Genomic DNA, 24,277 nt, shown 5'->3' with positions numbered 1-24,277 from the left:
CTGCGCCACCCCCTGGACTCGGGAACGGATGCGGAGTTCCCTGGCACCAGGGGGTGCTTTCCGGCAACGCGCACGGCAGCACACGGGGGCGGTGGATCGGGCATGCACACGTCTCTCGGCGGATTGGGGCGCTTTCCATGACACCTACGCTCGTTCGGCGGCACCGGCCGTCCTCTTCGTCGCCCGAGTCGCGGGCCCGTGACTGGGCGGAAATCCAGGAACGGATGCTGGTGCCGCTCTACGAAGCGGTGTACGAACGCCTCGAGGTCGGCTCGGGCACCAGGCTGCTCAGCCTGGGCTGCGGATCCGGCCTGGCCCTGCTCATGGCGGCCGCCCGCGGCGCCACGGTCTCCGGCGTCGACCCGGACGGCCGCCGGCTCGCGCTCGCCCGCGAGCGGCTGCTGCCCGAGGGCGGCGGCGCCGCGCGCCTGGGGCACGGGGCCCCCGAGAGCCTCATGGAGCGGGGCGCGCCGGCCTTCAACCTGATCACTGCCTTCGACCCGCTGTACTGCGCGGGCGGGAGCGCGCGTGGCATGGCCGCGGCGCTCGCCCGGGCGGCCTCGTGCGCCGAGCGGGGCGCCCCCGTGGTGCTGGCGGGCTGGGGCCCCCAGGAGCGCTGCGCGGCGTCGGGGGCGCTTCGGGTCGCGGCCCGGCTCGCGGACCCCATGTGCGCACCGGCGCGCTGGCGGCCGAGCGGCCGCGACGACCTGGAGAACCTGGCGCATGAGGCGGGTCTCCGGCCGGACGGCTCGGGGCGGGTCGCCTGCCCGTACGGCTATGCCGACATGGGCAGCGCGGTGCGCGGCATGCTCTCCACCGGCGCCTTCGACGCGGCCGCCCGCGCCACGGACGAGGAACAGGTCACCAAGGAGCTCGTCGAGGCGCTCCACCCGTATCTGCGCCGCGACGGCACGGTGTGGATGCCCAACGTCTTCCGCTACCTGATAGCGCGCGCCTAGCCGACGTCCGCGTCCGCAGCGGAAGGCGCGGCGCGTACGCGACAGCCCCCGCGGCCTCTCGGCTGCGGGGGCTGTCGATGTTTAATGCGGATGCGGCCGCCTACAGGACGCTGTCCGCGCACGCGCCTACGGCGGCGCGCCGCGGGACGTGCGCGGTCAGCCCATGAACTTCTTGAACTCCTCCGGGAGTTCGAAGTTCTTCGCGTCCTCGCCCGCGGGCAGACCCAGGGCGCCGCCCTGTTCGCGGCGGGCGGCCGCGGCCTGCTCCTCGGCCTTGCGCTTCATCGGGTTGCCGCTCTGGCGCTTGCCCTTGGCCTGCTTCTGCTGCTTCTTCTTGCGGCCGGCGCCGCCACCCATGCCCGGCAGGCCGGGCATCCCCGGCATGCCGCCGCCCTGCGCCATGCGGGACATCATCTTGCGGGCGTCGAAGAACCGCTCCACCAGGTTCTTGACGGCGCTGACGTCCACGCCCGAACCCTTGGCGATGCGGGCCCGGCGCGAGCCGTTGATGATCGTCGGGTCCTGGCGCTCGGCCGGGGTCATGGACTTGATGATCGCGGCGGTGCGGTCGACGTCGCGCTCGTCCAGGTTGTTGATCTGGTCCTTGATCTGCCCCATGCCCGGCAGCATGCCGAGGAGCTTGCTGATGGAGCCCATCTTGCGGACCTGCTCCATCTGCGACAGGAAGTCGTCGAGCGTGAACTCCTTGGGGCCCTTCGCCAGCTTGGCCGCCATCTTCTCGGCCTCGTCCTGGCTGAAGGTCTGCTCGGCCTTCTCGATCAGGCTGAGCATGTCGCCCATGCCAAGGATGCGGGACGCCATGCGGTCCGGGTGGAACGCGTCGAAGTCGTCCAGCTTCTCGCCGTTGGAGGCGAACATGATCTGCTTGCCGGTCACGTGCGCGACCGACAGGGCGGCACCGCCGCGGGCGTCGCCGTCGAGCTTGGAGAGCACCACGCCGTCGAAGCCGACGCCGTCGCGGAAGGCCTCGGCGGTGTTGACCGCGTCCTGGCCGATCATGGCGTCGAGAACGAACAGGATCTCGTCCGGGGAGACCGCGTCGCGGATGTCCGCGGCCTGCTGCATCATCTCGGCGTCGATGCCGAGGCGGCCGGCGGTGTCGACGATGACGATGTCGTACTGCTTGGTGCGGGCGAACTCGATCGAGTCCTTGGCGACCTGGACCGGGTCGCCGACGCCGTTACCCGGCTGCGGCGCGTAGACGCCGACGCCGGCGCGCTCGGCGACGACGGAGAGCTGGTTGACGGCGTTGGGGCGCTGAAGGTCACAGGCGACGAGCAGCGGGGCGTGCCCCTGGCCCTTCAGCCAGCGGCCCAGCTTGCCCGCGAGCGTCGTCTTACCGGCACCCTGGAGGCCGGCGAGCATGATGACGGTCGGCGCGGTCTTGGCGAAGCGCAGCCGGCGGGTCTCGCCGCCGAGGATGCCGATGAGCTCCTCGTTGACGATCTTGATGACCTGCTGGGCGGGGTTGAGGGCCTGCGAGACCTCGGCGCCGAGCGCCCGCTCCTTGACCTGCTTGATGAACGCACGGACGGCGGGCAGGGCCACGTCCGCCTCGAGCAGGGCGATACGGATCTCGCGCGCGGTGGCGTCGATGTCCGCCTCGGAGAGGCGGCCCTTGCCCCGGAGGTTCTTGAAAGTCGCTGCGAGGCGGTCGGAGAGGGTATCGAACACGGTGGTCGCGGATCCTTCTTGTTGAGTGTCAAGTCGGCGGCTGACCCCCAAGGGTATCCGCACCCTCCCGGTCCGGTCAGCCGCCCAGCGCCTCCTCCATCGCGCGAGCGATCGCGGAGGCCGCACGGGGCGTGAGCGCGGCCCCGTCCGGGCCCGTCACGTAGAACGCATCCACCGCGCTCGCCCCGAGCGTGCTCACGCGGGCGCTGCGCACCCAGACACCCGCCCCGTCCAGGGCCCGGCCGATGCGGTGGAGCAGCCCGGGCTCGTCCTGGGCGCGGACCTCCAGGACCGTGGCCCCGTGCGAGGCCGCCGCGGCGACCGTCACGCTCGGCGGGGCGTGCACCACGCCCCGCCGGCGCTTGCTGTACGCGGCCTCGCGCTCGGCCAGGCGGGCCGGGACGTCGAGGGAACCGTCCAGGGCGCGCACGAGGTCGTTGCGCAGGCGGGCGGCCCCGGGCGGGGTGCCGTACTCGGCCGCCACACGCCAGTTCAGCACGAGCGCTCCGTCGACCGCGTGCAGGTCCGCGGCCCGTACGGTCAGCCGGTGCAGTGCCAGGACGCCGGCCGCGGCGGGCAGGACGCCGGGCTGGTCGGGGACGGCGATCCGCAGCTCCACGCCGACAGGGGCCGGGTCGCCGTCGGCGGCGGGCCCCGTGCCCTCCGGGCGGGACTCGAGCGTCACGGCCGGGCCGCCCGTACGGACGGCCTCGGCGGCCAGGCGGAGCGCCTCCGGACCGGGCGGAGCGGGCGCATGGGGCGCCGGGGCCCCGTCCCCCGCGAGGGCCGCCGCGGCCCGGCGGACCAGATCGGCGACGAGCGACGCGCGCCAGGCGCTCCATGCGGCGGGCCCCGTGGCGAGGGCGTCGGCCTCGGTGAGGGCGTGCAGGAGCTCCAGCGTGGCCGCGTCCGGTACGGCGTCGGTGACAGTGCGGACGGTCGCCGGGTCGGCGAGGTCGCGCCGGGTGGCGGTGTCGATCAGCAGCAGGTGGTGGCGGACGAGCGTGGCGAGGACGTCGGTGTCGGCGGCGTCGAAGCCGGTCCTGCGGGCGATGTCACGCGCGAGGGCCTCGCCCGTGACGGAGTGGTCGCCGGGCAGCCCCTTGCCGATGTCGTGCAGCAGGGCGGCGACGAGCAGGAGGTCCGGGCGGCCGACGCGGCGCGTGAGGCCGGCGGCGCGGACGGCCGTCTCGACGAGGTGCCGGTCGACGGTCCAGCGATGGACGGCGTTGCGCTGGGGGCGGCAGCGCACGTGTTCCCACTCGGGCAGCAGCCCGGAGACGATCCCCTCGGCTTCGAGGGCCTCCCAGACGGGCACGGTGGGCGGCCCCGCGCCCAGGAGCGTCACGAGCTGTTCGCGGGCCTCAGCGGGCCAGGGCTGCGGCATGGGGCCCGCCGAGGCGGCGAGGCGGCGCACCGCATGGGGCGACAGCGGCAGGCCGGCCTGGGCCGCCGCCGCGGCCGCACGGAGCGCCAGAACGGGGTCGCGCTCGGGCCGCGCGGTGCGGGCGAGCCCGGCCTCGCCGTCCTGCTCCACCACCCCGTCGGCCAGGGAGAGCCGTTCGACCTCGGCGAAACCGCCCCGCCCCCCGCGCCCGCCCAGGATGCGCCGCAGCCGTGGCCGCACGGAGCGGGCGCGCAGGACCCGGCCGACCTCGCGCCAGGTGATGTCCGCGGCGTAGGAGACCGTACGGGCCGCCTCGTACACGCCGTGCAGGAGGGCGTCGGCGTCGGCGAGGCCGAGGGCCTCGGCGACCTGGTCCTGCTCCTGGAGGGCGAGCCGGTCGGTGGCGCGCCCGGTGGTGAGGTGGAGGGCGTCACGGACGTCGAGGAGGTGCGTGCGGGCGCGTTCGAGCCCCGCACGGGGCGCGTCGGCGAGCCATGAGGCGGCGACGGCGCGCAGGGCGGTGGCGTCGCGGAGGCCGCCCCGTGCCTCCTTGAGGTCGGGTTCGAGGAGGAAGCGGAGCTCGCCCTGGTGCCGGGTGCGGTCCTCGCCGAGTTCGCGGAGTTCGGGGAGGCGGGTGGGGGCCTGGGCGCGCCAGTCCGCGTAGGCGGTGGTGCGCAGGGCCGCGGTGAGCTGTTCGTCGCCGGCGAGGTGGCGGGCGTCGAGGAGGCCGAGGTGGACCTTGAGGTCACCGGCGGCGGTGCGGCGGGCCTCGGCGGGGGTGCGCACGGAGTGGTCGAGCGCGAGGCCCATGTCCCAGACCGGGTACCAGACGCGGTCGGCGATGGCGGCGATCTTGGAGATGTCCGCGGTGCCGTCGTGCAGGAGGAGGACGTCGAGGTCGCTGCGGGGCGACAGTTCGCCGCGCCCGTAGCCTCCGACGGCAACGAGGGCGACTCCCCGGGTCTCGCCGAGCAGGGCGCCGAGCCACTGGTCGGTGATCCGGGCGAGGGCGGCGCGGCGCGGCGGTCCGGTGAGCGCCCCCTGGTGCAGGAGGTGCAGCCGGGCCGCCGCGTAGCCGCCGGGCTCGGTGTCGGCGGGGCGGGTCTGCGGGCCGGTCAACTCGGCTCCCTTCGCGGCGTGCTGATGGGGTCGCGTCCGGTGGAGTGGGTCCGGCCGGCCGGCCCACCGGGTGAGCCCGGCGGGCCGGGCCCGGCACCGCAAGGCTCGGCGGGCCCGGTGGATCGAGCCCGCCGCATGGGGCCCGACGGGCCGGGCCCCACGGGTCAGATGGCGTCGGGGCCGCGTTCGCCGGTGCGTACGCGGACGACGGTCTCGACGGGGACGACCCAGACCTTGCCGTCGCCGATCTTGCCGGTGTGGGCCTTCTTGACGATGACGTCGATGACGTCCTCGGCGTCGCCGTCCTCGACGAGGACCTCGATGCGGACCTTGGGGACGAGGTCGACCTGGTACTCGGCGCCGCGGTAGACCTCCGTGTGGCCGCGCTGGCGGCCGTAGCCGCTGGCCTCGGTGACGGTCAGGCCCTGGATGCCGAAGGTCTGAAGGGCTTCCTTGATGTCGTCGACGCGGAAGGGCTTGACGACTGCGGTGATGAGCTTCATGCGTCCACCTTCTTGTTCTGCGGGGTGCCCGCCTCGTCCGGTCCGGCCTGTTCCGGGGTGCCGGCCGGGCGCTGCGGGGCGGGCGCGGCGCTGCGGGTGACGGCGCCGACCCCGGTGAGGTCGTAGGCGGTCTCGGCGTGGAAGGCCTGGTCGATGCCGCCGACCTCGTCGTCCTCGGTGGCCCGGAAGCCGATGGTCTTGTCCACGAGTTTGGCAAGGAGCCAGGAGACGGTGAACGAGTAGGCCATGACGGAGAAGGCGCCGACGGCCTGCCGGCCGAGCTGCGTGGCGCCACCGACTCCGTCGGTGGCGAGGAGGCCGACGAGGAGGGTGCCGATGACGCCGCCCACCAGGTGGACGCCGACGACGTCGAGGGAATCGTCGAAGCCGAGCCGGAACTTCAGGCTGACGGCCCAGGAGCACACGGCGCCGGCGACGACGCCGATGAGGAGGGCGCCGAAGGCGTTGACGGCGGCGCCCGAGGGGGTGATGGCGACGAGCCCCGCGACGGCGCCCGAGGCGGCTCCCAGGGTGGTGAAGGCCCCGTGCCGGATGCGCTCGTAGGCGAGCCATCCGAGCATGGCGGCGCCGGTGGCGACCTGGGTGTTCATGGCCATGTTGGCGGCGGTGCCGTTGGCGGCGAGCGCGGAGCCCGCGTTGAAGCCGAACCAGCCGAACCACAGCAGCCCCGTGCCGAGCACCACCAGCGGCAGGCTGTGCGGGCGCATGGGGTCCTTCTTGAAGCCGATGCGCTTGCCGACGACGAGGACCGCGGCGAGCGCGCCGATGCCCGCGTTGATGTGGACGGCGGTGCCGCCCGCGAAGTCGATCACCTTGAGCTTGAACAGCCAGCCGTCGGCCTGCCAGACCCAGTGGGCGACGGGGAAGTAGACCACGCTGACCCAGAGGGTGATGAACAGGGCCCAGGCGCTGAACTTCACGCGGTCGGCGAGGGCCCCGCTCATCAGGGCGGGGGTGATGACGGCGAACATCAGCTGGAAGAGGGCGAAGGCGAAGACGGGGATGCCTTCCTTGCCCCCGGTCAGGGTCTCGGGGCTGATGCCCTTGAATCCGATGTGGCCGAGGTCGCCGAGCAGTCCCACGCCGACGTCGTCGCCGAAGGCGAGCGAGTAGCCGTAGAGCACCCACAGGACGGTGACGATGCCGAGCGAGACGAACGACATCATCAGCATGTTCAAGGCGCTCTTGACCCGCACCATGCCGCCGTAGAAGAAGGCCAGTCCCGGTGTCATCAGCATCACGAGTGCGGCACTGATCAATACGAATGCGGTATCCGCGCCATTCATGGTCGGTGTCTCCTCGAAGCGGTGGCCCGAGCGGGCCGGTTTTCGCCATGAGGTTGGCGCAGCGGGATTTCAGCCGATGAAGCTGCTTGTTTCGCGGCAGTGACGAAGGCGGCGGGCGTGTTACGCCCGGGTGAAGCGGACGCGGCGGGTACGTGATCGCCGCTACTCTCCGCCGCCCCCTTCGGGCGTACGAGGCCGGTGCTCCGGCGTGCAGGGCCGGCCCTCCAAGGCGCGAGCCTGAGGGCATGAGGCCGGGCACGGGGCCGGTCCTCCCGGGGCATGAGGCCGCGGGCATGAGGCCGGCCGCGGCGTCCGCCCGGGTGACCTGGCATGGGGGAGCCGAGTCGGGTTGTTCGGGAGGAGCACCGCGGCCGGGTAGAGGGGCCGGCAGGGGTGGTCAGACCGCCTGGACGGCTTCCGGCGATTCCGGCAGCTGGACGGAGATCTGCTCGGTGAGGGCGAGGACTTCGGCCACGTCCCCGTAGTCGCGCGCGGCATTGCCGACGGTCTTGCGCAGGCGGTTGTTGACCCGCTCGGAGCGCACCTGCTTGGCGAGCTTGAGGGCCTTGCCCGCGACGACGGTGGACTGCTCGGGCTCGCCCTCCATGAGGTGGACGGTGGCCATGCCGATGAGATTGAGCGCATACGAACGGGGGTGCTCGTTGTCCTTCGCGAAGAGCTCCACGGCGCGCTGCATCTTGGGCCGGGCGAGGGAGGTGTACGTGGGGCTGCGGCCGGCCACGTAAGCGAGGTCGCGGTACGAGTGGGCGTTCTCCGCGTTGAGCTCGGCCTCGGAGAAGAAGCGGATCCAGTCGGGGTCGCCGTCGCCCGGGGTGCAGTCGGAGAAGCAGTCCTCCGCCATGTTGACCGCGCGCTTGCACTTGGCGGGCTGGCCCATGTTGGCGTACGCGCGGGCCTCCACCGCGTACAGCATCGCCTGGGTGCGCGCGGTGGCCGTCTCCCGGGATCCGTACTGGCCGAGGTGGATGAGCTCCAGGGCGTCGTCCGGCCGGCCGAGGTGGATCATCTGGCGGCTCATGCAGGACAGGATGTACGCACCCAGGGGGCGGTCTCCGGCCTCTTTGGCGGCGTGGAGCGCGAGGACGAAGTACTTCTGGGCGGTGGGGTGCAGGCCGACGTCGTAGCTCATCCAGCCGGCCAGCCCGGCCAGCTCGGCAGCGGCCTTGAACAGCCGCTTGGAGGTGGCCTCCGGCTGGGACTCCTGGAGAAGGTCCGTGACCTCGTGGAGCTGGCCGACCACGGCCTTGCGGCGCAGGCCGCCGCCGCACTGGGCGTCCCACTGGCGGAACATCACCGTGGTCGACTCGAGGAGGTCGAGCTCGGGGCCGGAGAGGCGGCCCGGCCGCGAGCGCTCCTGCGACAGCACGCCGGAGCCGTCCTTGCCGCCGGAACCGGGGGCCAGCCAGCGCTGCATGGGCTCGATGAGCCCGGGGCCGGCGGAGAGGGCGAGCGAGGCGCCGAGGAAGCCGCGCCGCGCCAGCATCAGGTCGCTGCGGGAGAACTCACTGATCAGCTCGACGGTCTGCGGGCCGGCCCAGGGCAGGTCGACGCCGGAGACGGACGGGGACTGGTGGGCCGTCCGCAGGCCGATGTCCTCGATGCCGACGACGCAGCCGAAGCGCTCGGAGAACAGCTCCGAGAGGATCTTCGGGATGGGCTCGCGGGGCTGCTCGCCGTCCAGCCAGCGGCGCACGCGCGAGGTGTCCGTGCTGATGTGATGGGCGCCCAACTGCCGCGCCCTGCGGTTGACCTGGCGCGCCAGCTCGCCCTTGGACCATCCGCTCCGCATGAACCAGGAACCCAACTGCTCGTTGGGGCGCTTGTCAGCCTTCTCGGCACCGCCAGCGCCGCTGCCGTTGCTGCCCACCTGGAAGCCCCCATCCCGAACTCTGCCGTCTGTGCGTGAACCGTGTGAACCACCCACAGCTTGCCGCCTCTTGCGGCTGTCCGTGTGGCGATGCACCCCCGGGCCGCGAGGAATTCCGGCCTGGCGACGAGACGGTCCATGCCCCCGGCATACCCACCGGTGGGGCACATCTCCCTTGGGTTCGTGCACCGAAAGTAATCCTACGATCACTGCTGGGGCGAGAGCAGTCCAGTAAACGCCACCATTCGCCACCCCAAGGAATGAACCCGCCCGCTCCTCCACGCGATTGACTTGACACCGGACGATCAGGGAGGGCCCAGGGAAAGGGTGGACCGATGCACGCTCCGGCGCACATCCGGCTCCGCACTACCCGTCGCACACCGTCACGCCGCCTCCCGAAGGGATTCGGCAACGGTCCGTGTTCGAGACACTCCGACTCGTAACCATCTGCGAGCACGACCCGTTGGAGGGGGCATGGGCTTCACAATCGGCGGCATCCGGGACCTGCGCTCGGGCTCACGGCGCCGCGGACGCACGTCGGAGTGCGTGACGACGGTGGCGGAGTACACCGGCCTGTGGGGGTGGGATGTGGTGCCCGGCGCCCGCGCCTCCCGCACGGGGCGTCCGTCGGGCGCGGTCTGCTCGTGCGGTGCCGGCGACTGCCCCTCCCCCGGGGCGCACCCGCTCTCCTTCGCCCCTGCGGTGCCCGCGGGGGCGACGCTGGACGCTGCCGCGGCCGCGTGGGCCGAGGTGCCGGGCGCAGCCGTGCTGCTGCCCGTGGGGCGCTCCTTCGACGTCCTGGACGTCGCCGAGGCGGCCGGGCGGCACGCTCTGGTCCGGCTGGAGCGCATGGGGCTGCCGCTCGGGCCCGTGGCACTCACACCGGACGGCCGGGCGCTGTTCTTCGTCGCCCCGGGCGCCGCGCAGGAGCTCCCCCAGCTGCTCTACCGCATGGGGTGGGACGACGCCCGGCTCGACCTGCGCTGCCTGGGGCCCGGCGAGCACGTCACCGCGCCCCCCTCGGACCACGCCGGCCTCGGCCCCGTGCGCTGGCTCCGCCCGCCCACGCTGGACACCGCGGGGCGCCCCCCGCAGGCCCGGCTGCTCCTCGGCACCCTCGCCTATGTGTGCCACCGGTCGGCGGCCTCCTGAGCCTCGGCGGCCGCGCCCGCCCCGGCCCGCCCCGTACGAAAGGGCCCCTTTCGCAGCTGCACCTGCGAAAGGGGCCCTTTCTCGGCCCGGCTTCCGGGCCCGGGCGGGACGTCGGCGCGTGCGTCTGCGGAACCAGCCGAGGCACCGGCCGACGCGCCGGCCTATGCGCGTACGGAGCGTCAGTCGCCGATGAGCGCGTCGACGAACGCCTCCGGCTCGAACGGCGCGAGGTCGTCGGCGCCCTCGCCGAGACCGACGAGCTTCACGGGCACGCCCAGCTCGCGCTGGACGGCCACGACGATGCCGCCCTTGGCGGTGCCGTCGAGCTTGGTGAGGACGATGCCGGTGATGTTGACGACCTCACCGAAGACGCGCGCCTGCACGAGGCCGTTCTGACCGGTGGTGGCGTCCAGGACGAGCAGCACCTCGTCGACCGAGCCGTGCTTCTCGACGACCCGCTTGACCTTGCCGAGCTCGTCCATGAGGCCGGTCTTGGTGTGGAGCCGGCCGGCGGTGTCGATCAGGACGACGTCGGCGTTCTCGGCGATGCCCTCCTTGACGGCGTCGAAGGCGATCGACGCCGGGTCGCCGCCCTCCGGCCCGCGGACCGTACGGGCGCCGACGCGCTCGCCCCAGGTCTGCAGCTGGTCGGCCGCGGCAGCGCGGAAGGTGTCGGCGGCACCCAGAACGACGGACTTGCCGTCGGCGACAAGCACACGGGCGAGCTTGCCCGTGGTGGTGGTCTTGCCGGTGCCGTTGACACCGACGACCATGACGACGCCGGGCTTCTCCTCGCCGTTCACGCCCACGCCCGGCTCGGTGTGGACGGTGCGGTCGGCGTCGGTGCCGATGAGGGTGAGCAACTCCTCGCGGAGCAGGGTGCGCAGTTCCTCGGGGGTGCGGGTACCGAGCACCTTGACGCGCTCACGGAGGCGCTCGACGAGCTCCTGCGTGGGGGCGACGCCGACGTCGGCGGTCAGCAGGGTGTCCTCGATCTCCTCCCACGTGTCCTCGTCGAGGTGCTCGCGCGACAGCAGGGTCAGCAGGCCCTTGCCGAGCGAGTTCTGGGAGCGGGACAGCCTGGTGCGCAGCCGCACGAGGCGGCCTGCGGTGGGCTCGGGAACCTCGACCGCGGGCGCGGCGGGCGCCTCGGGCTCGGCCGGGGCGGCGGGGGCCTCGGGGGCGGCTTCGGCGGCCGGCGCCTCGGCGGCCGGCAGCTCGACCTCCTCCACGGTCCGGCGCGGCTCGGCGCTGGGGGGCTCGGCCTCCTCGCCTACGTGGGGCTCGGCGGGCGGCGCGGTGACGGACGGGCTGCTCGGCGGGGCCGGGGGCAGCTGCTTCTTCTTACGGCTGCTGACCACGAGCCCGCTGATCGCGCCGAGCGCGACCACAGCGATGACTACAGCAAGGATGACGATTTCCATAACGCCCCCAGTATCGGACACCGCGCCGCCGGCGGGGGGTCTCGGCGGGTGACGTGCGCGTTCGGGGATTCCTCCAAGGAGGAATCGCCCCAATGGGCTAAAGTTGGAGCAAAGTACGATGGCGTGGGGCTGTGCGACGCGCGTAGAGTCCCCTAGACCTTTTCTGCCCAGGCTTCCCGCCCCGCTTCACCCGCACGGAGCCCCCCACATGGACAACGCGTCCAAGCTGTCCGCCGCCGAATCCGGCGGCGCGATAGAAACCCGCGGTATCGAGCCCGTTCCGGATCATGAGCGTCACGGCCGGGTCCGTGAACTCTTCCCGACGTGGGTCGCTGCCAACATCAGTGTGCTGCTGCTCACCATGGGCGCGGCCCTGGTGGTGTTCAACAAGCTGAACTTCTGGCAGGTCCTGATCGTCGCCGCCTGCGCCGCGCTCGCGTCGTTCGGCATGGTCGGCGTCCTGTCGGTCTCCGGCAAGTGGGGCGGTGCGCCCGGCGCGATGCTCTCCCGCGCGACGTTCGGCGTCCGCGGCAACCTCTTCCCGGGTGCGATCCTGTGGGTCGCGCGCTTCGGGTGGGAGACGATCAACGCGGTCACCGGCGCGTACGCGGTGCTGACCGTGCTCGACCTGGTCTTCGGGATCAAGAGCAACACCCCGCTGATCGTCGTCACGCTCTTCGCGTTCGTCGCGTGCACGTTCCTGGTGAGCGGCATGGGGCGCAAGGCGCTCAACGTGTGCAACAAGTGGTCGACGTACCTCTTCGGCATCTTCAGCGTCCTGGTGCTCGTCTACCTGATCGCCAACATCAAGTGGGACGACGTCTTCTCCAAGCCGGCCGGCACCACCGCGATGATGATCGCCGGCATCGGCACCATCGCCGCCGGCGGCATCAGCTGGGTGCCCACCGGCCCCGACTTCGCGCGCTACCTGCCCCACGCGGCGTCCGGCAAGAAGATCGTCGGTGCGACGCTCTCCGGTGCGGGCATCGTGATGGTCCCCATGGTCCTCATGGGCGGGGTCATGGCCGTCGCCACCCCCGACCTGGCCGAGGCCCCCGACCCGGTCTCCTTCCTCGGTGACATCCTGCCGACCTGGCTGGCCGTCCCGTACCTGATCACCGCCATCGTCGGCATGCTGCTGATCAACAGCCTCTCGATGTACTCGGCCGGCTTCACCGCCCAGACGATGGGCGTCAAGCTGCCCCGTGCGATGGCCGTCAGCATCAACGCGATCATCTCGCTGGTCGGCGGTCTGCTGCTGATGCTGGTCGCGAAGAGCTTCCTGAGCTCCTTCATCACCTTCCTGATCCTGCTCGCGGTCTCCTTCTCCGCCTGGATCGGCGTCTACGCGGTCGACATGGCGCGCCGCAAGTCCCGCGCCGTGCGGTACGACGCGGAGGCCCTCATGGACACCGGCCGCACCAGTCGGTACTGGTACGTGGGCGGCTTCTGCTGGCAGGCGATGACGGCCTGGGCCGTCGCGCTGGCCGCGGGCATCTGCTTCACCCAGTGCGACTGGTTCACCGGCCCGCTGGCGTCGACGTTCGTCGGGAAGTACGGGCTGGGCTGGGCCGCCACGATCGCCATCTCGGCGCTGATCATGGCTGTGCTGCCGGCGCCGCGGGAGGTCTCCGCGGTGGAGGCCACGGACGCCGCCGCCGATGACTCGGAGCGGGTGAAGGTCGGCGCCTGACGCGCCACTGCTCCCTGCACGAGGGCGCCCCCACTGCTACGGCGGTGGGGGCGCCCTCGTTTGGGCATGGCGCGTCCCCTGCGCCTTGTGGCAGCGGGGCGTGCCGACAGTGAGGCGTACGTGCATCCGCGCCGGGCCGGACGGCTCACGGACAGCGGGCGGTACGGCGCCGCTTGGTCCGTGTGCCCGGCGGCCCGGCAGCCCGGGCGTGAGGCCCACTACGGGGGCGTATGGCTCCCTGCCGCCCCCGTAGCGGCGTCGTCCTGCGCGCCGCATGAGGCGCGGTCAGGGCAGGAGGCGCCCCGGGCATGAGGCGCTGCACGAGGCGCCCCATGCCACGCCGCATGGGGCGCAGCACGGGAGCGTTGCATCGGGCGCCGCATGGGGCGCTCCCGGACCGCCTCATGCCTGGGGGCCTCATGCCCTGACCGCCCCATGCCCAGGGGGCCTCATGCCCGGCCCGCCTCATGCGGCGCCCCGGGAGCGCCTCATGCGCCGCCTCATGCGCCGCCCCATGCAGCCCCTCGCCCGGCACCATCCGACCCGCCCGCATGAGGCGGCGCCCGCCCACCCCCGTACGCAAACAGGACGCTGCCCCGGCTCGTCGGTGAGCCGGGGCAGCGTCCTGTTGAGGAGAGGGCGGCGGGGGGGGTTAGCCCATCTCCTCCAACGCCTTGCCCTTCGTCTCCTTGACGTACTTGAGCACGAAGGGGATCGAGAGCACGGCGAAGACCGCGTAGATGACGTACGTACCGGAGAGGTTCCAGTCCGAGAGGCTCGGGAAGCTCGCGGTGATGGCCCAGTTGGCGATCCACTGCGCGGAGGCGGCGACGCCGAGCGCCGCGGCGCGGATGCGGTTGGGGAACATCTCGCCGAGGAAGACCCAGACCACGACGCCCCACGAGAGGGCGAAGAAGAGCACGAAGGCGTGCGCCGCGATCAGGGCGACCGTGCCCTGCGTGGTGGGCAGGGAGCCGTCGCCGGCCTGTGCGGAGAAGGCCCAGGCCTCGAGGGCGAGGGAGACGGCCATACCGGCGGAGCCGACGAGGGCGAGCGGCTTGCGGCCGACGCGGTCGACGAAGATCATCGCGATCACGGTGCCGACGATGTTGATGATCGACGTGGTGAACGAGTAGAGGAACGAGTCGCTCGGGTCGATGCCGACGGACTGCCACAGGGTGGCCGAGTAGTAGAAGGCCACGTTGATGCCGACGAGCTGCTGGAAGACCGACAGGCCGATGCCGACCCAGACGATGGGCAGGAAGCCCGCCTTGCCGCCGATGAGGTCCTTGAAGGTGGACTTCTCCTCGCTGTGCATCGCGAGCTCGATCTCGGTGACGCGCTTGTCGAGGTCGACGCCGTGGCCCTCGACGTCGGCGAGGACGGCCTTCGCCTTGTCGATCTTGCCGACGGAGATCAGGAAGCGGGGCGACTCGGGGATCGCGAAGGAGAGCAGACCGTAGAGGACGGCCGGGACGACCATGACGCCGAGCATCAGCTGCCACGCCTCGATGCCCAGGACGTGACCGCGCTGGTCGCCGTCGGCGAGGTTGAGGATGCCCCAGTTGACGAGCTGGGAGACGGCGATGCCGACGACGATCGCGGCCTGCTGGAACGAGCCGAGGCGGCCGCGGTAGGCGGGCGGCGAGACCTCGGCGATGTAGGCCGGGCCGATGACGGAGGCCATGCCGATGGCGATGCCGCCGAGGACGCGCCAGAAGGCGAGGTCCCACAGGGCGAACGGCAGGGCGGAACCGACGGCGCTGATCGTGAAGAGCGTCGCCGAGATCTGCATCACGCGGATGCGGCCTATGCGGTCCGCGAGGCGGCCCGCGGTGGCCGCGCCGATCGCACAGCCGATGAGGGCGATGGCGATGACCTGGGCCAGGGCTGCGGAGCCGATGTCGTACTTCCCGCGAATGCCCTCGACGGCGCCGTTGATCACGGAGCTGTCGTAGCCGAAGAGAAAGCCACCCATGGCCGCGGCCGCGGTGATGAAGATGACATGGCCGAGGTGGTCCGGCTGGGCCTTGCGGCCCTCGGACCCCTGCGCCGTCGCAGTGCTGGTCAACGTGTACTCCTGAGGCCCGGCGGCACTGCCGGGCGTGGGGGCTGGCTCTTCAAGTGGGGCACAGGACTTGGGGGCCCACCACTTGAAGGTATTAGCAACGATGCAGACCCTATGTCTTCATTTTCTTAAGTCAATAGGTCGTAACCAAGAAGTTTCCACGAGGCATCTCACAGGTTGAGTTCAACACTTGAAGAAGTGAAGTCGCCTACGCGGATTACAAGATCAACGAAGTCGCTGGCTGATCACCTTGGAGACGCCGTCGCCCTGCATCGATACGCCGTACAGGGCGTCGGCGACCTCCATCGTCCGCTTCTGGTGCGTGATCACGATCAGCTGCGAGCTCTCCTGGAGCTCCTTCATGATCCCGATCAGCCGCTGGAGGTTGGTGTCGTCCAGCGCCGCCTCGACCTCGTCCATCACGTAGAACGGGCTCGGCCGCGCCTTGAAGATCGCGACCAGCAGCGCCACCGCGGTCAGGGAGCGCTCGCCGCCCGACAGCAGCGACAGACGCTTGACCTTCTTGCCCGGCGGGCGCGCCTCGACGTCCACGCCGGTGGCCAGCATGTCGTCCGGGTCGGTGAGGACGAGCCGCCCCTCGCCCCCGGGGAAGAGCCGGGAGAAGACGCCCTCGAACTCGCGGGCCGTGTCCCGGTACGCCTCGGTGAAGACCTCTTCCACTCGCTTGTCGACGTCCTTGACGACCTGGAGCAGGTCGCTGCGGGTCTTCTTGAGGTCCTCCAGCTGCTCGGAGAGGAACCGGTGCCGCTCCTCCAGCGCCGCGAACTCCTCCAGGGCGAGCGGGTTGACCTTGCCCAGCTGCTGATAGGCGCGCTCGGCGGCCCGCAGCCGCTTCTCCTGCTCCGCGCGGACGTACGGGGCCGGCCGGTTCCTGGGGTGGTCCGGGTCCTCCGGGAGCTCCTCGCCCTCGGCCGGCAGGGACGGCGGTACGGGCTGGTCCGGTCCGTACTCCGCGACCAGGCCGGCGGGTTCGACGCCGAGCTCCTCCAGGGCCCTGGCCTCCAGCTGCTCGATGCGCAGCCGCTTCTCCGCGCCGAGCACCTCGCCCTTGTGCACCGAGTCGGTGAGCTTGTCCAGCTCGCCCTTCAGCTCACGGCCCCGGTTGCGCTCGGCGACGAGCTCGCGCTCCCGGGCGCCCTTCGCCTCTTCCGCACGGCGCCGCTCCTCGTCGGCGCGCACGAGGGAGACCTCGACGTGCGCGAGGAGCTGCCGGGCGCCGGACGCGACGGCCCCGGCGACCGCCGCCTCGTGCCGCAGCCTGAGGCGGCGCTGCTCCGCGCGGGCCCGGGCCTCGCGCTCGGCGCGGGCCGCGCGGTCCAGGCCGTCCGCCCGGCCAGCGAGGGCCTTGACGCGCTCCTCGTGCGTACGGACCTGGAGCCGCGCCTCCATCTCGGTCTGCCGGGCGTTCGCACCGTCGGCGGCAAGCCGGTCCCGTACGGAGGTGTCGGGCTCGCCGGCCCCCTCGCCCGGGGCGGCCTCCTCGGCCACCTCCAGCCGCTCGGCGAGCTCTTCGGCTTCTTCACGGGCCCGCGCGAGGGCCTCCTCGGCGCGGGCCACGGCCGCGGCCGTCCGGCCGGCCTCGTCGGCCGCCGCGCGTGCCTGCCCGGCGAGCCGCCCGAGGGCTTGGGCGACCTGGGACTTCTCCCGGTCGGCGGCGCTGCGCCGGGAGGCCAGCTCTTCTACGCGTGCGGCGCACTCGGCGCGCCGTGCGGCGGCGTCGTGCTGGGCGGTCTGGAGGACGGCGCACCGTGCGTCCAGGTCGGCCAGTTCGGCGGTGGCTTCGTCGACGGCCGCCTGAACCTCCAGGAGGCTCGGTGCGCCGCCGGAGCCGCCCTGGGCGAAGTGGGCTCCGAGGAGGTCGCCTTCGGCGGTCACGGCGACGGCACCGGGCCGCTCCTCGACCAGTTCTTCGGCGTCCTCCAGCGTCGCGACGACCACAACGTCGCGCAGCAGGGCGCGGACGGCGTCGAGGGCAGGGGCGGGGCCGTCGACGAGTTCGAGGGCGGGGCGGGGGCCGCATGAGGCGGCTCCCTGCGCGCCCCGTGCGGACGACGGCATGAGGCCCGGCACGGAGCCCTCGCTCTGCACCGCGCCGCGCTCCAGGCCCCGTGCCACCACGAGCGCCGCCCGCCCGGCGTCCTGCTTGCGGAGCAGTCTCAGCGCCTCAGCCGCCGTAGCGGTGTCCGTGACAGCGAGTGCGTCGGCGGCGGCTCCGAGGGCGGCGGCGATCGGCAGTTCGTAGCCGGGGGCGACGGTCAGCAGTCCGGCCGCCGGGCCCAGCAGTCCGGACAAACGATCCTGCGCCGCCAGCAGCGCGCCCGTGCCGTCCTTGCGGCGCAGCCCGAGGGCGAGCGCGTCGCGGCGTGCGCCGGTCGCCGCGCGGCGGCGCTCGGTGGCCGTGGCCTCTTCGCGGGCCTCGGTCAGTGCGGCTTCGGCGGCGGCGAGCTCCGTCTTGGCGGCCTCATGCCGGCTCGCCAGTTCGGCGTCCCCGGCGTCGAGCCCCTCGACCTCCGCCTGCTGCCGCTCGTACTCCTCCTGGGCGGCGGCCGCGCGCTCCCGGGCCTCGTCGCGCGCGGCGACCAGCCGGTCGATCTCTGACTGTGCGGAGGCCGCGCGGCCCCGTGCGGCGGTGACACGCCCCTGGAGCCGGGCGAGCTCCTCGCGGTGGTCGGCGATGGCCCGGGCGGCGTCCCTGAGGCGGCGTTCTTCCTCCGCCAGCTGCCGCTCCAGGGCGGCACGGTGCTCGCTGGTGTCCTCCAAGGCGCGGCTCGCCGCCTCGAGGGCGGCCTCCAGTTCGGCCTCCTGCTCGCGGATGCGGGCCGCCTCGCGCTCCAGGTCCTCCGGGTCGCGGCCGCGCCGTTCCTCCGCCGGGGCGTTGGTCGCGCTGGTGACACGCGCGTCGGCGAGGCCGATCGTGCCCCGTACCCGCTCGGCGAGGCGGGAGAGTTCGTACCAGGTCTGCTGGGCGCCGGCCAGGCGCGGGGTGAGCGCCCGCACCTGCTCCTCCAGGGCCGCCTCGCGCTGGAGCGCGGTCCGCAGCTCGGCCTCGGCGGCGTCCTTGCGGGACTTGAGCGCGGCCTCGTCGGCGAGCTCGGTGCGCAGCGCCTCCCGGAGGATGACGAGGTCGTCGGCGAGGAGCCTCAGGCGGGCGTCGCGCAGGTCGGCCTGGATGACGGCGGCGCGGCGCGCGACCGCGGCCTGCCGGCCGAGCGGCTTGAGCTGGCGCCGCAGTTCGTCGGTGAGGTCCTGGACGCGGGCGAGGTTGGCACGCATCGCGTCGAGCTTGCGGAGCGCCTTCTCCTTGCGCTTGCGGTGCTTGAGGACGCCCGCCGCCTCCTCGATGAAGGCGCGGCGGCCGGCCGGGTCGGCGTGCAGGACGGAGTCGAGCTGTCCCTGGCCGACGATGACGTGCATCTCGCGGCCGATGCCGGAGTCGGAGAGGAGCTCCTGGATGTCGAGGAGCCGGCAGGTGTCGCCGTTGAGCTGGTACTCGCTGCCGCCGTTGCGGAACATGATCCGCGTGATGGTGACCTCGGAGTAGTCGATCGGCAGGGCTCCGTCGGAGTTGTCGATCGTGAGGGAGACCTCGGCGCGGCCCAGCGGCGGGCGGCCGGTCGTCCCGGCGAAGATGACGTCTTCCATCTTGCCGCCGCGCAGGGACTTGGCCCCCTGCTCGCCCATGACCCAGGAGAGGGCGTCGACGACATTGGACTTGCCGGAGCCGTTGGGCCCCACGACGCAGGTGATCCCGGGCTCGAAGCGCAGGGTCGTCGCGGAGGCGAAGGATTTGAACCCCCGCAGGGTCAGGCTCTTGAGGTGCACGCGGAAGGACTCTACCGCCCGGTCCTCTTCCGGCACCGACCCGGACGGGGCGCTGGCGCGCCGTGCCGTCGCAAAGGGTTTCACCCGGGAAGGGGCAGGGCACATCAGTCGTTAAGAGCGCACCGAAAAGTGGGAAAAAATAGCCGCAGTCACCAGAAATACCGCGACCATATGATGATCGGAATATGACGAAGGGACGCCGAAGCGTCCCTTACAACTCTCAAGCGGCTGACAGTGCAGCCCGACCGGCCCCCGGGGCAGGGCCTCTGGTCAGGCGAGCGCAGGCTCCGCCTTGGAAACGTCGATGCTGTCGAGCAGCGAGTCGCCGTGGTGAGCGGCGGCAGACAGCGCGTCATTCTCGGCCTGCATCCGGATGAGCTCGGATTCGAGGTCCTGGACACGCTGCTGAAGCCGTCGCATCTCGGCGAGGACTCGGGGGTCGGAGCCGCCGACGTAACCGAGAAGCGCCTTTGCCATGATGGATGGTCCTCCACACTGAGTGACCGACCGAAGCGGTGTGGGTCGTGAGGGATTCGCACCCGCGGTGTCTGCCATCGCTACTGCGTGCTCAATGCCAAACAGCTAAGGTGCGCGGGGCTTCCAGAGTCTCACCAAAAGGTTTGACGGTCAACACGATCACACCCCGTATCCGCGGGCGTCCCAGGGGGCGCGGCGGTACGTATGCGGCGCCGACTCTGCCGGGGCCCGTAGGGGCGTGGAGATCATCCGTTGTCTCGCAGCCTTCCACGCCGGGGCCGTCTTGGCAACCATCAGGGAATTTCTGCCCTTCGCATATGCCAAAGACATATCACTAAGGTCATCGCGGCCCTTCGCACCCGCCCTTCACGGCCCCCGCGCGCCCCTCCCTGTTCCCTCCTGGATGATTTTCCGTTTTCCGAACCGTTATGTCGGCGGATCCGTCAGCGGATCTCGAACCCGTCATATCCGCCCCGCGGGTCACCCCAGATCTCGGTGACCCCGTCCACCCGCCCGGGCGTGTCGCCGGCCCGCAGCCAATCGAGCAGAAGTTCGCATCCTTCTCGCGGGCCTTCCGCGACGATCTGGACCCGGCCGTCGGAGAGATTCGACGCGAAGCCTGCCAGCGCTCCGATGCGCAAAGCGTTCTCCCTCGTGAACCACCGGAAGCCGACACCTTGCACATGTCCACGGACCCACGCCGTGAGACGGACATTCTCGTTCATGTCTGCACGCTAACCGGCCAATTGCATAATCAGCACTTCGACCCCTCATGTATTGCCGTACAGTCGCCGGTCGACAGGTCGCCCCGTACGAGTGACGCACACCGAGCCGAACACGTAAGGAAGGCAGCGGATGGGTCGCCACCGACGCTCTGGCCCACGGACCGCAGGCAGCCCCGTCCCCGCTCCCCCGGCAGCCGGGGGGACGCACGGCGCCCCGGAGTCCAGGCCCCCTGACGAACCCGGCGGCACGCCTGCCGGGTCGTGGCCCCCGGGCTCGCGCCGCCCCGCCCGCGGCCGGGCGAGGACACCGGTACGGACGGGCCTGCTGGGCGCGTCCGCCGCGATGGCCATAGGAGTGGTCGCGATGACCTCCGGCCTCCTCTCCGGCGGCGGCACCCTCCAGCTCGGCAGCGACAGCAGCGGGGACCGGCAGGTGCGGACCGACGAGCCGCCCGTCGAGTTCGCCCTGCCGGACGGCGCCGGGCCCGGCCGGGGGCAGCCTCACGTGAGCCGCAACGCCGAGCGGCCTCAGGCGCGCGGGGCGGACACCGCGGCGCCCGTCGCCGCCTCGGCGCCTGCCGCGCCCGCCACGCCCTCGGCAGCGCCTTCCGACCCGTCACCCGGCCCCGGGGCCGGGCCCGGGGAGCCGCATGAGGCGGACACCGGCTCCGAGGACTCCGGCGAGGCGCCCCCCGCCGACGCCCCGGACGAGGACGGTACGGACCCCGCGGGCCGGGCCCGCGACCAGGCTCAGGACCAGGTCCAGGCCGCCGGTCATGCGCAGCCGGCGGAGCGGGAGAGCGCGGCCGAGCAGGCCGGCATGTATCCGGCGATGGCGCGGCAATTGCTCGCCCTGGTCAATCAGGAGCGCGCCAAGGCGGGCCTCCGGCCCCTGCGGGCCAGTGCCCAACTGACGAGGCTCGCCCAGTCGTTCAGTGACGACATGGCCCGGCGGGGGTTCTTCAGCCACACGGACCCGGACGGCCGCACCCCCTGGGACCGGGCCGCCAAGAGCGGCATCCGCAACCTCGGCGGGGAGAACATCGCCCGGGGCCACCCCGACGCCCGCGCCGTCATGGACGCCTGGATGCACAGCGCGGGCCACCGCGCGAACATCCTCAACGGCGAGTACCGGACGCTCGGCATCGGGCTCAACACCAGCGGCAGCGGCCCCTGGTGGACGCAGGACTTCGGCTACTGACGGGGCCTCCCCGCCACCGGGCGCCGCTAGGAGGCGGCGCTCGGGCGCGGGGGGCGCTGGCAGCGGGGGCAGAAGTAGCTGGAGCGGTTCATCCAGGGGCGGCGGCGCATGGCCGTGCCGCAGCGGCGGCACGGCTCGTCCTCGCGCCCGTACGCGTCCAGCGAGCGGTCGAAGTAGCCGGACTCGCCGTTCACGTTGACGTAGAGGCTGTCGAAGCTCGTACCGCCGACGGCGAGGGCCTCGTTCATGACCTCACGGATGTGCGTGAGCAGCTCGGCGCTGCGCGGGCGGGTCAGGGTCGCGGTGGGGCGGTCGTAGTGCAGCCTGGAGCGCCACAGCGCCTCGTCGGCGTAGATGTTGCCGACCCCGCTGATCAGCGACTGGTCGAGCAGGGCGCGCTTGATGGTCGTACGGCGCCTGCGCAGCGCGGCGTGGAAGGCCGCCTCGTCGAAGGCGGGGTCCAGAGGGTCGCGGGCGATGTGCGCGATGACGTCGGGGAGCCCCTCGGGGTCCCCGGGCACCGTGTCGTGCAGGGAGAGCCCGCCGAAGGTGCGCTGGTCGACGAAGCGCAGCTCCGTGCCGGCATCGTCGGCGAAGCGGATGCGGATGCGCAGGTGCTTCTCGTCGGGGGCCTCGTGCGGCTGGACGAGGAGCTGGCCGCTCATGCCGAGGTGGGCGAGGATCGCGCGGTCGGGCCCCGTGGGGCCGTCCGTCTCCAGAGGCAGCCACAAGTACTTGCCGCGCCGGCGGGCCGCGCCGAGGCGGCGGCCGGTGAGCTGGGCGGCGAAGTCGCCGGGCCCGGCGAGGTGCCGGCGGATGGCACGGGGGTGGAGCACGTCGACGGCGGCCACGGTGCGGCCGCAGACCCAGCGCTCCAGGCCGCGGCGTACGACCTCGACCTCGGGCAGTTCGGGCACGGTGCTCCTCCAGCGCATGGGGCGGCCGCGCATGGGGCGGCCGGTACTCCGGATGCCGGTACTCGCGTACGGCGGCTGCTCGCGTAAGGCGGCGCATTCGCCGAACGCCGGGCGGGCCTGGAGTCAGGCCCGCCCGGCGTCCGGGGATGTGCGCGTCAGGATGCGGTGCCGGCCTCGGGCGCTTCGGCCCCGGCCCGCTCCTCGGCGTCGGCCTGGGCGGCTTCAGCCTTACCGGCGTCGGCCTTGCTGGCGTCAGCCTTACCGGCGTCAGCCTGGGCGGCCTCGGCCTTCTGGGCGGCAGCAGCGCGTGCTTCAGCCGCCTCATGGATGGCGCGCCAGGCGGCCTCGGCCGCCTGCTGCTCCGCTTCCTTCTTGCTGCGGCCGGTGCCGGTGCCGTACGCGACACCACCGACGCGGGCAGCAGCCGTGAAGGTCTTCTCGTGGTCGGGACCGGTCTCGGAGACCAGGTACTCGGGCACGCCGAGACCCTCCGTCGCGGTCAGTTCCTGGAGGCTGGTCTTCCAGTCCAGGCCGGCGCCGAGGTTCGAGGACTTCTCGATCAGGGGATCGAAGAGCCGGTGCACGAGCTCGGCAGCGGCCTCCAGGCCCTGGTCGAGGTAGACCGCACCGATCACCGCTTCAAGGGTGTCCGCGAGGATGGACGCCTTGTTGCGGCCTCCCGTGCCCTCTTCACCGCGGCCGAGCCGGATGAAGGAACCGAGGTCGAGCCCGCGGCCGACCTCCGCCAGTGCACGGGAGTTGACCACCGCGGCGCGCAGCTTGGCGAGCTGGCCCTCGGGCAGGTCGGGGTGGATGCGGTAGAGCGTGTCCGTGACCACGAGGCCCAGCACGGAGTCCCCGAGGAACTCCAGGCGCTCGTTGGTCGGCAGACCGCCGTTCTCGTACGCGTAGGAACGGTGGGTCAGCGCACGCACCAGAAGGGCGGTCTCGAGTTTGTACCCGAGCCGCCCTTCCAGAAGCGTGTGAGACGAGGCCGTGTCCGCCGGCGCCCTCTTCGGCGTAGTGGCGTCTGACATGAAGCCTGTCACCCGCCGATCAGACCTCGAGGACCTGGCGCTTGTTGTAGGTGCCGCAGCTCGGGCACGCGATGTGCTGCTGCTTCGGCTCGTGGCAGCGCTCGCACGCCACCAGGGGGGTGACCGCAGCCTTCCACTGCGACCGGCGGTGGCGCGTGTTGCTGCGCGACATCTTCCGCTTCGGAACAGCCACGGCTACTTCTCCTGTGAGTCATCCCCGCCGGAGCGGGGTGCGTTGTCCTTCTCGCCGTCCTGGTCGGAACCGGCGAGTCCCTGCAGTGCCGCCCAACGGATGTCGACGGTCTCGTGGTGGTGGTCCGGGTCGTCCGCCAGCCGTGCGCCGCATTCGGAGCACAGGCCGGGGCAGTCTTCCTGGCACACCGGCTGCAGCGGCAGTGCGAGCACCACCGCGTCGCGCAGCACGGGTTCGAGGTCGAGCAAGTCGGCCTCGAGAAAGAGCGTGTCCTCTTCGTCTTCCTCGGCGTCGTCGCCGGTATCCGCGGGGCGGCTCCGGTCATCGGCGTCGGGGTAGGAGTACATCTCCTGGAAGTCCACTTCGAGCTCTCGCTCGAGCGGCTCCAGACACCTTACGCACTCCCCGGTGAGCGGCGCACGGGCGGTGCCTGTGACAAGCACCCCTTCCATGACCGACTCCAGTCGGAGGTCGAGCTCGACGGTCGCGCCCTCGGCCACGGAGATGACCTCGATACCGAGGTGATCGGGGGCCGGGACGGAGCGGGAGTGCCGCTTCAGCGCACCGGGACGCCGCCCCAGCTCGCGTGTGTCGAACACGAGAGGAGAACGGTGATCGAGGCGGGCGTTCAGGGCTTCCTGCTTTCTACGCTGCGGTAACGGCGGCCCTGCGGCCGCAAGGGATGCGGG

General features: G+C 72.3%; 18 protein-coding genes. 4 read left to right on the top strand and 14 right to left on the bottom strand.

The genetic code is table 11. From position 1 onward, the window contains the following. The first annotated feature begins 137 nt into the window (after window positions 1–137). Complete coding sequence (locus D7231_RS06410) at window positions 138–959, top strand: class I SAM-dependent methyltransferase (protein ID WP_120753918.1); 822 nt, start codon at window positions 138–140, stop codon at window positions 957–959. A gap of 156 nt (window positions 960–1,115) precedes the next feature. Here the strand turns inward: D7231_RS06410 and ffh are convergent, their stop codons facing one another. From ffh to nsdA, 5 genes are all read right to left on the bottom strand, one after another. Next, window positions 1,116–2,654: a signal recognition particle protein gene (ffh, locus tag D7231_RS06405; protein ID WP_120753917.1), complete on the bottom strand. Its 1,539-nt coding sequence runs from the start codon at window positions 2,652–2,654 to the stop codon at window positions 1,116–1,118. 76 nt (window positions 2,655–2,730) lie between these two features. After that, a complete protein-coding gene (locus D7231_RS06400) occupies window positions 2,731–5,160 on the bottom strand; it encodes a [protein-PII] uridylyltransferase (protein ID WP_120753916.1) in 2,430 nt (809 codons plus the stop codon). 164 nt (window positions 5,161–5,324) lie between these two features. Further along, window positions 5,325–5,663: a P-II family nitrogen regulator gene (locus tag D7231_RS06395; protein ID WP_120753915.1), complete on the bottom strand. Its 339-nt coding sequence runs from the start codon at window positions 5,661–5,663 to the stop codon at window positions 5,325–5,327. Next, window positions 5,660–6,970: an ammonium transporter gene (locus D7231_RS06390; RefSeq protein WP_241999589.1), complete on the bottom strand. Its 1,311-nt coding sequence runs from the start codon at window positions 6,968–6,970 to the stop codon at window positions 5,660–5,662. The genes D7231_RS06395 and D7231_RS06390 overlap by 4 nt, the downstream gene beginning before the upstream one ends. A gap of 397 nt (window positions 6,971–7,367) precedes the next feature. Continuing rightward, the gene (gene nsdA, locus D7231_RS06385) at window positions 7,368–8,858 is read right to left on the bottom strand and encodes a transcriptional repressor NsdA (protein WP_120753914.1); all 1,491 of its coding nucleotides are present in this window, start codon (window positions 8,856–8,858) and stop codon (window positions 7,368–7,370) included. A gap of 474 nt (window positions 8,859–9,332) precedes the next feature. On the opposite strand from nsdA, the gene D7231_RS06380 reads away from it, so the two are divergent. Beyond that, window positions 9,333–10,010 (top strand): bifunctional DNA primase/polymerase, encoded by a 678-nt coding sequence (locus D7231_RS06380; RefSeq protein ID WP_120753913.1) that lies wholly within the window; start codon window positions 9,333–9,335, stop codon window positions 10,008–10,010. 179 nt (window positions 10,011–10,189) lie between these two features. Here the strand turns inward: D7231_RS06380 and ftsY are convergent, their stop codons facing one another. After that, window positions 10,190–11,434 carry a signal recognition particle-docking protein FtsY gene (ftsY, locus tag D7231_RS06375; RefSeq protein WP_120753912.1) on the bottom strand — a complete coding sequence of 415 codons (1,245 nt, stop codon included), beginning with the start codon at window positions 11,432–11,434 and terminating at the stop codon, window positions 10,190–10,192. 208 nt (window positions 11,435–11,642) lie between these two features. On the opposite strand from ftsY, the gene D7231_RS06370 reads away from it, so the two are divergent. Beyond that, window positions 11,643–13,127: a purine-cytosine permease family protein gene (locus tag D7231_RS06370; protein WP_120753911.1), complete on the top strand. Its 1,485-nt coding sequence runs from the start codon at window positions 11,643–11,645 to the stop codon at window positions 13,125–13,127. 652 nt (window positions 13,128–13,779) lie between these two features. Here D7231_RS06370 and D7231_RS06365 read toward each other — a convergent pair. From D7231_RS06365 to D7231_RS06345, 4 genes are all read right to left on the bottom strand, one after another. After that, the gene (locus D7231_RS06365; RefSeq protein WP_120753910.1) at window positions 13,780–15,198 is read right to left on the bottom strand and encodes a sugar porter family MFS transporter; all 1,419 of its coding nucleotides are present in this window, start codon (window positions 15,196–15,198) and stop codon (window positions 13,780–13,782) included. Between the two features lie 222 nt (window positions 15,199–15,420). After that, window positions 15,421–19,038 carry a chromosome segregation protein SMC gene (gene smc, locus D7231_RS06360; protein ID WP_120753909.1) on the bottom strand — a complete coding sequence of 1,206 codons (3,618 nt, stop codon included), beginning with the start codon at window positions 19,036–19,038 and terminating at the stop codon, window positions 15,421–15,423. Window positions 19,039–19,308: 270 nt separating this feature from the next. Continuing rightward, window positions 19,309–19,515, bottom strand: coding sequence for a hypothetical protein (locus D7231_RS06355; RefSeq protein ID WP_030369319.1), 207 nt, complete (start codon window positions 19,513–19,515; stop codon window positions 19,309–19,311). A 443-nt stretch (window positions 19,516–19,958) separates the two neighbouring features. Next, complete coding sequence (locus D7231_RS06345; RefSeq protein WP_120753908.1) at window positions 19,959–20,240, bottom strand: acylphosphatase; 282 nt, start codon at window positions 20,238–20,240, stop codon at window positions 19,959–19,961. Between the two features lie 364 nt (window positions 20,241–20,604). On the opposite strand from D7231_RS06345, the gene D7231_RS06340 reads away from it, so the two are divergent. Beyond that, a complete protein-coding gene (locus D7231_RS06340; protein WP_120753907.1) occupies window positions 20,605–21,441 on the top strand; it encodes a CAP domain-containing protein in 837 nt (278 codons plus the stop codon). A 26-nt stretch (window positions 21,442–21,467) separates the two neighbouring features. On the opposite strand, the gene mutM is transcribed toward D7231_RS06340, so the two are convergent. The 4 genes from mutM to D7231_RS06320 form a co-directional block, all read right to left on the bottom strand. Then, window positions 21,468–22,358 carry a bifunctional DNA-formamidopyrimidine glycosylase/DNA-(apurinic or apyrimidinic site) lyase gene (gene mutM, locus D7231_RS06335; protein WP_120754025.1) on the bottom strand — a complete coding sequence of 297 codons (891 nt, stop codon included), beginning with the start codon at window positions 22,356–22,358 and terminating at the stop codon, window positions 21,468–21,470. A gap of 155 nt (window positions 22,359–22,513) precedes the next feature. Next, window positions 22,514–23,395, bottom strand: coding sequence for a ribonuclease III (rnc, locus tag D7231_RS06330; RefSeq protein WP_120753906.1), 882 nt, complete (start codon window positions 23,393–23,395; stop codon window positions 22,514–22,516). A 19-nt stretch (window positions 23,396–23,414) separates the two neighbouring features. Beyond that, window positions 23,415–23,588 (bottom strand): 50S ribosomal protein L32, encoded by a 174-nt coding sequence (rpmF, locus tag D7231_RS06325; RefSeq protein WP_015657589.1) that lies wholly within the window; start codon window positions 23,586–23,588, stop codon window positions 23,415–23,417. A gap of 2 nt (window positions 23,589–23,590) precedes the next feature. Continuing rightward, window positions 23,591–24,187 (bottom strand): YceD family protein, encoded by a 597-nt coding sequence (locus tag D7231_RS06320; RefSeq protein WP_199739311.1) that lies wholly within the window; start codon window positions 24,185–24,187, stop codon window positions 23,591–23,593. Window positions 24,188–24,277 lie beyond the last annotated feature (90 nt).

Origin of the sequence: Streptomyces klenkii (assembly GCF_003626645.1) — a bacterium.
In the GTDB taxonomy this organism is placed as follows: Bacteria; Actinomycetota; Actinomycetes; order Streptomycetales; family Streptomycetaceae; genus Streptomyces; species Streptomyces klenkii.
This window is presented reverse-complemented; position numbering and strand designations above follow the sequence as displayed.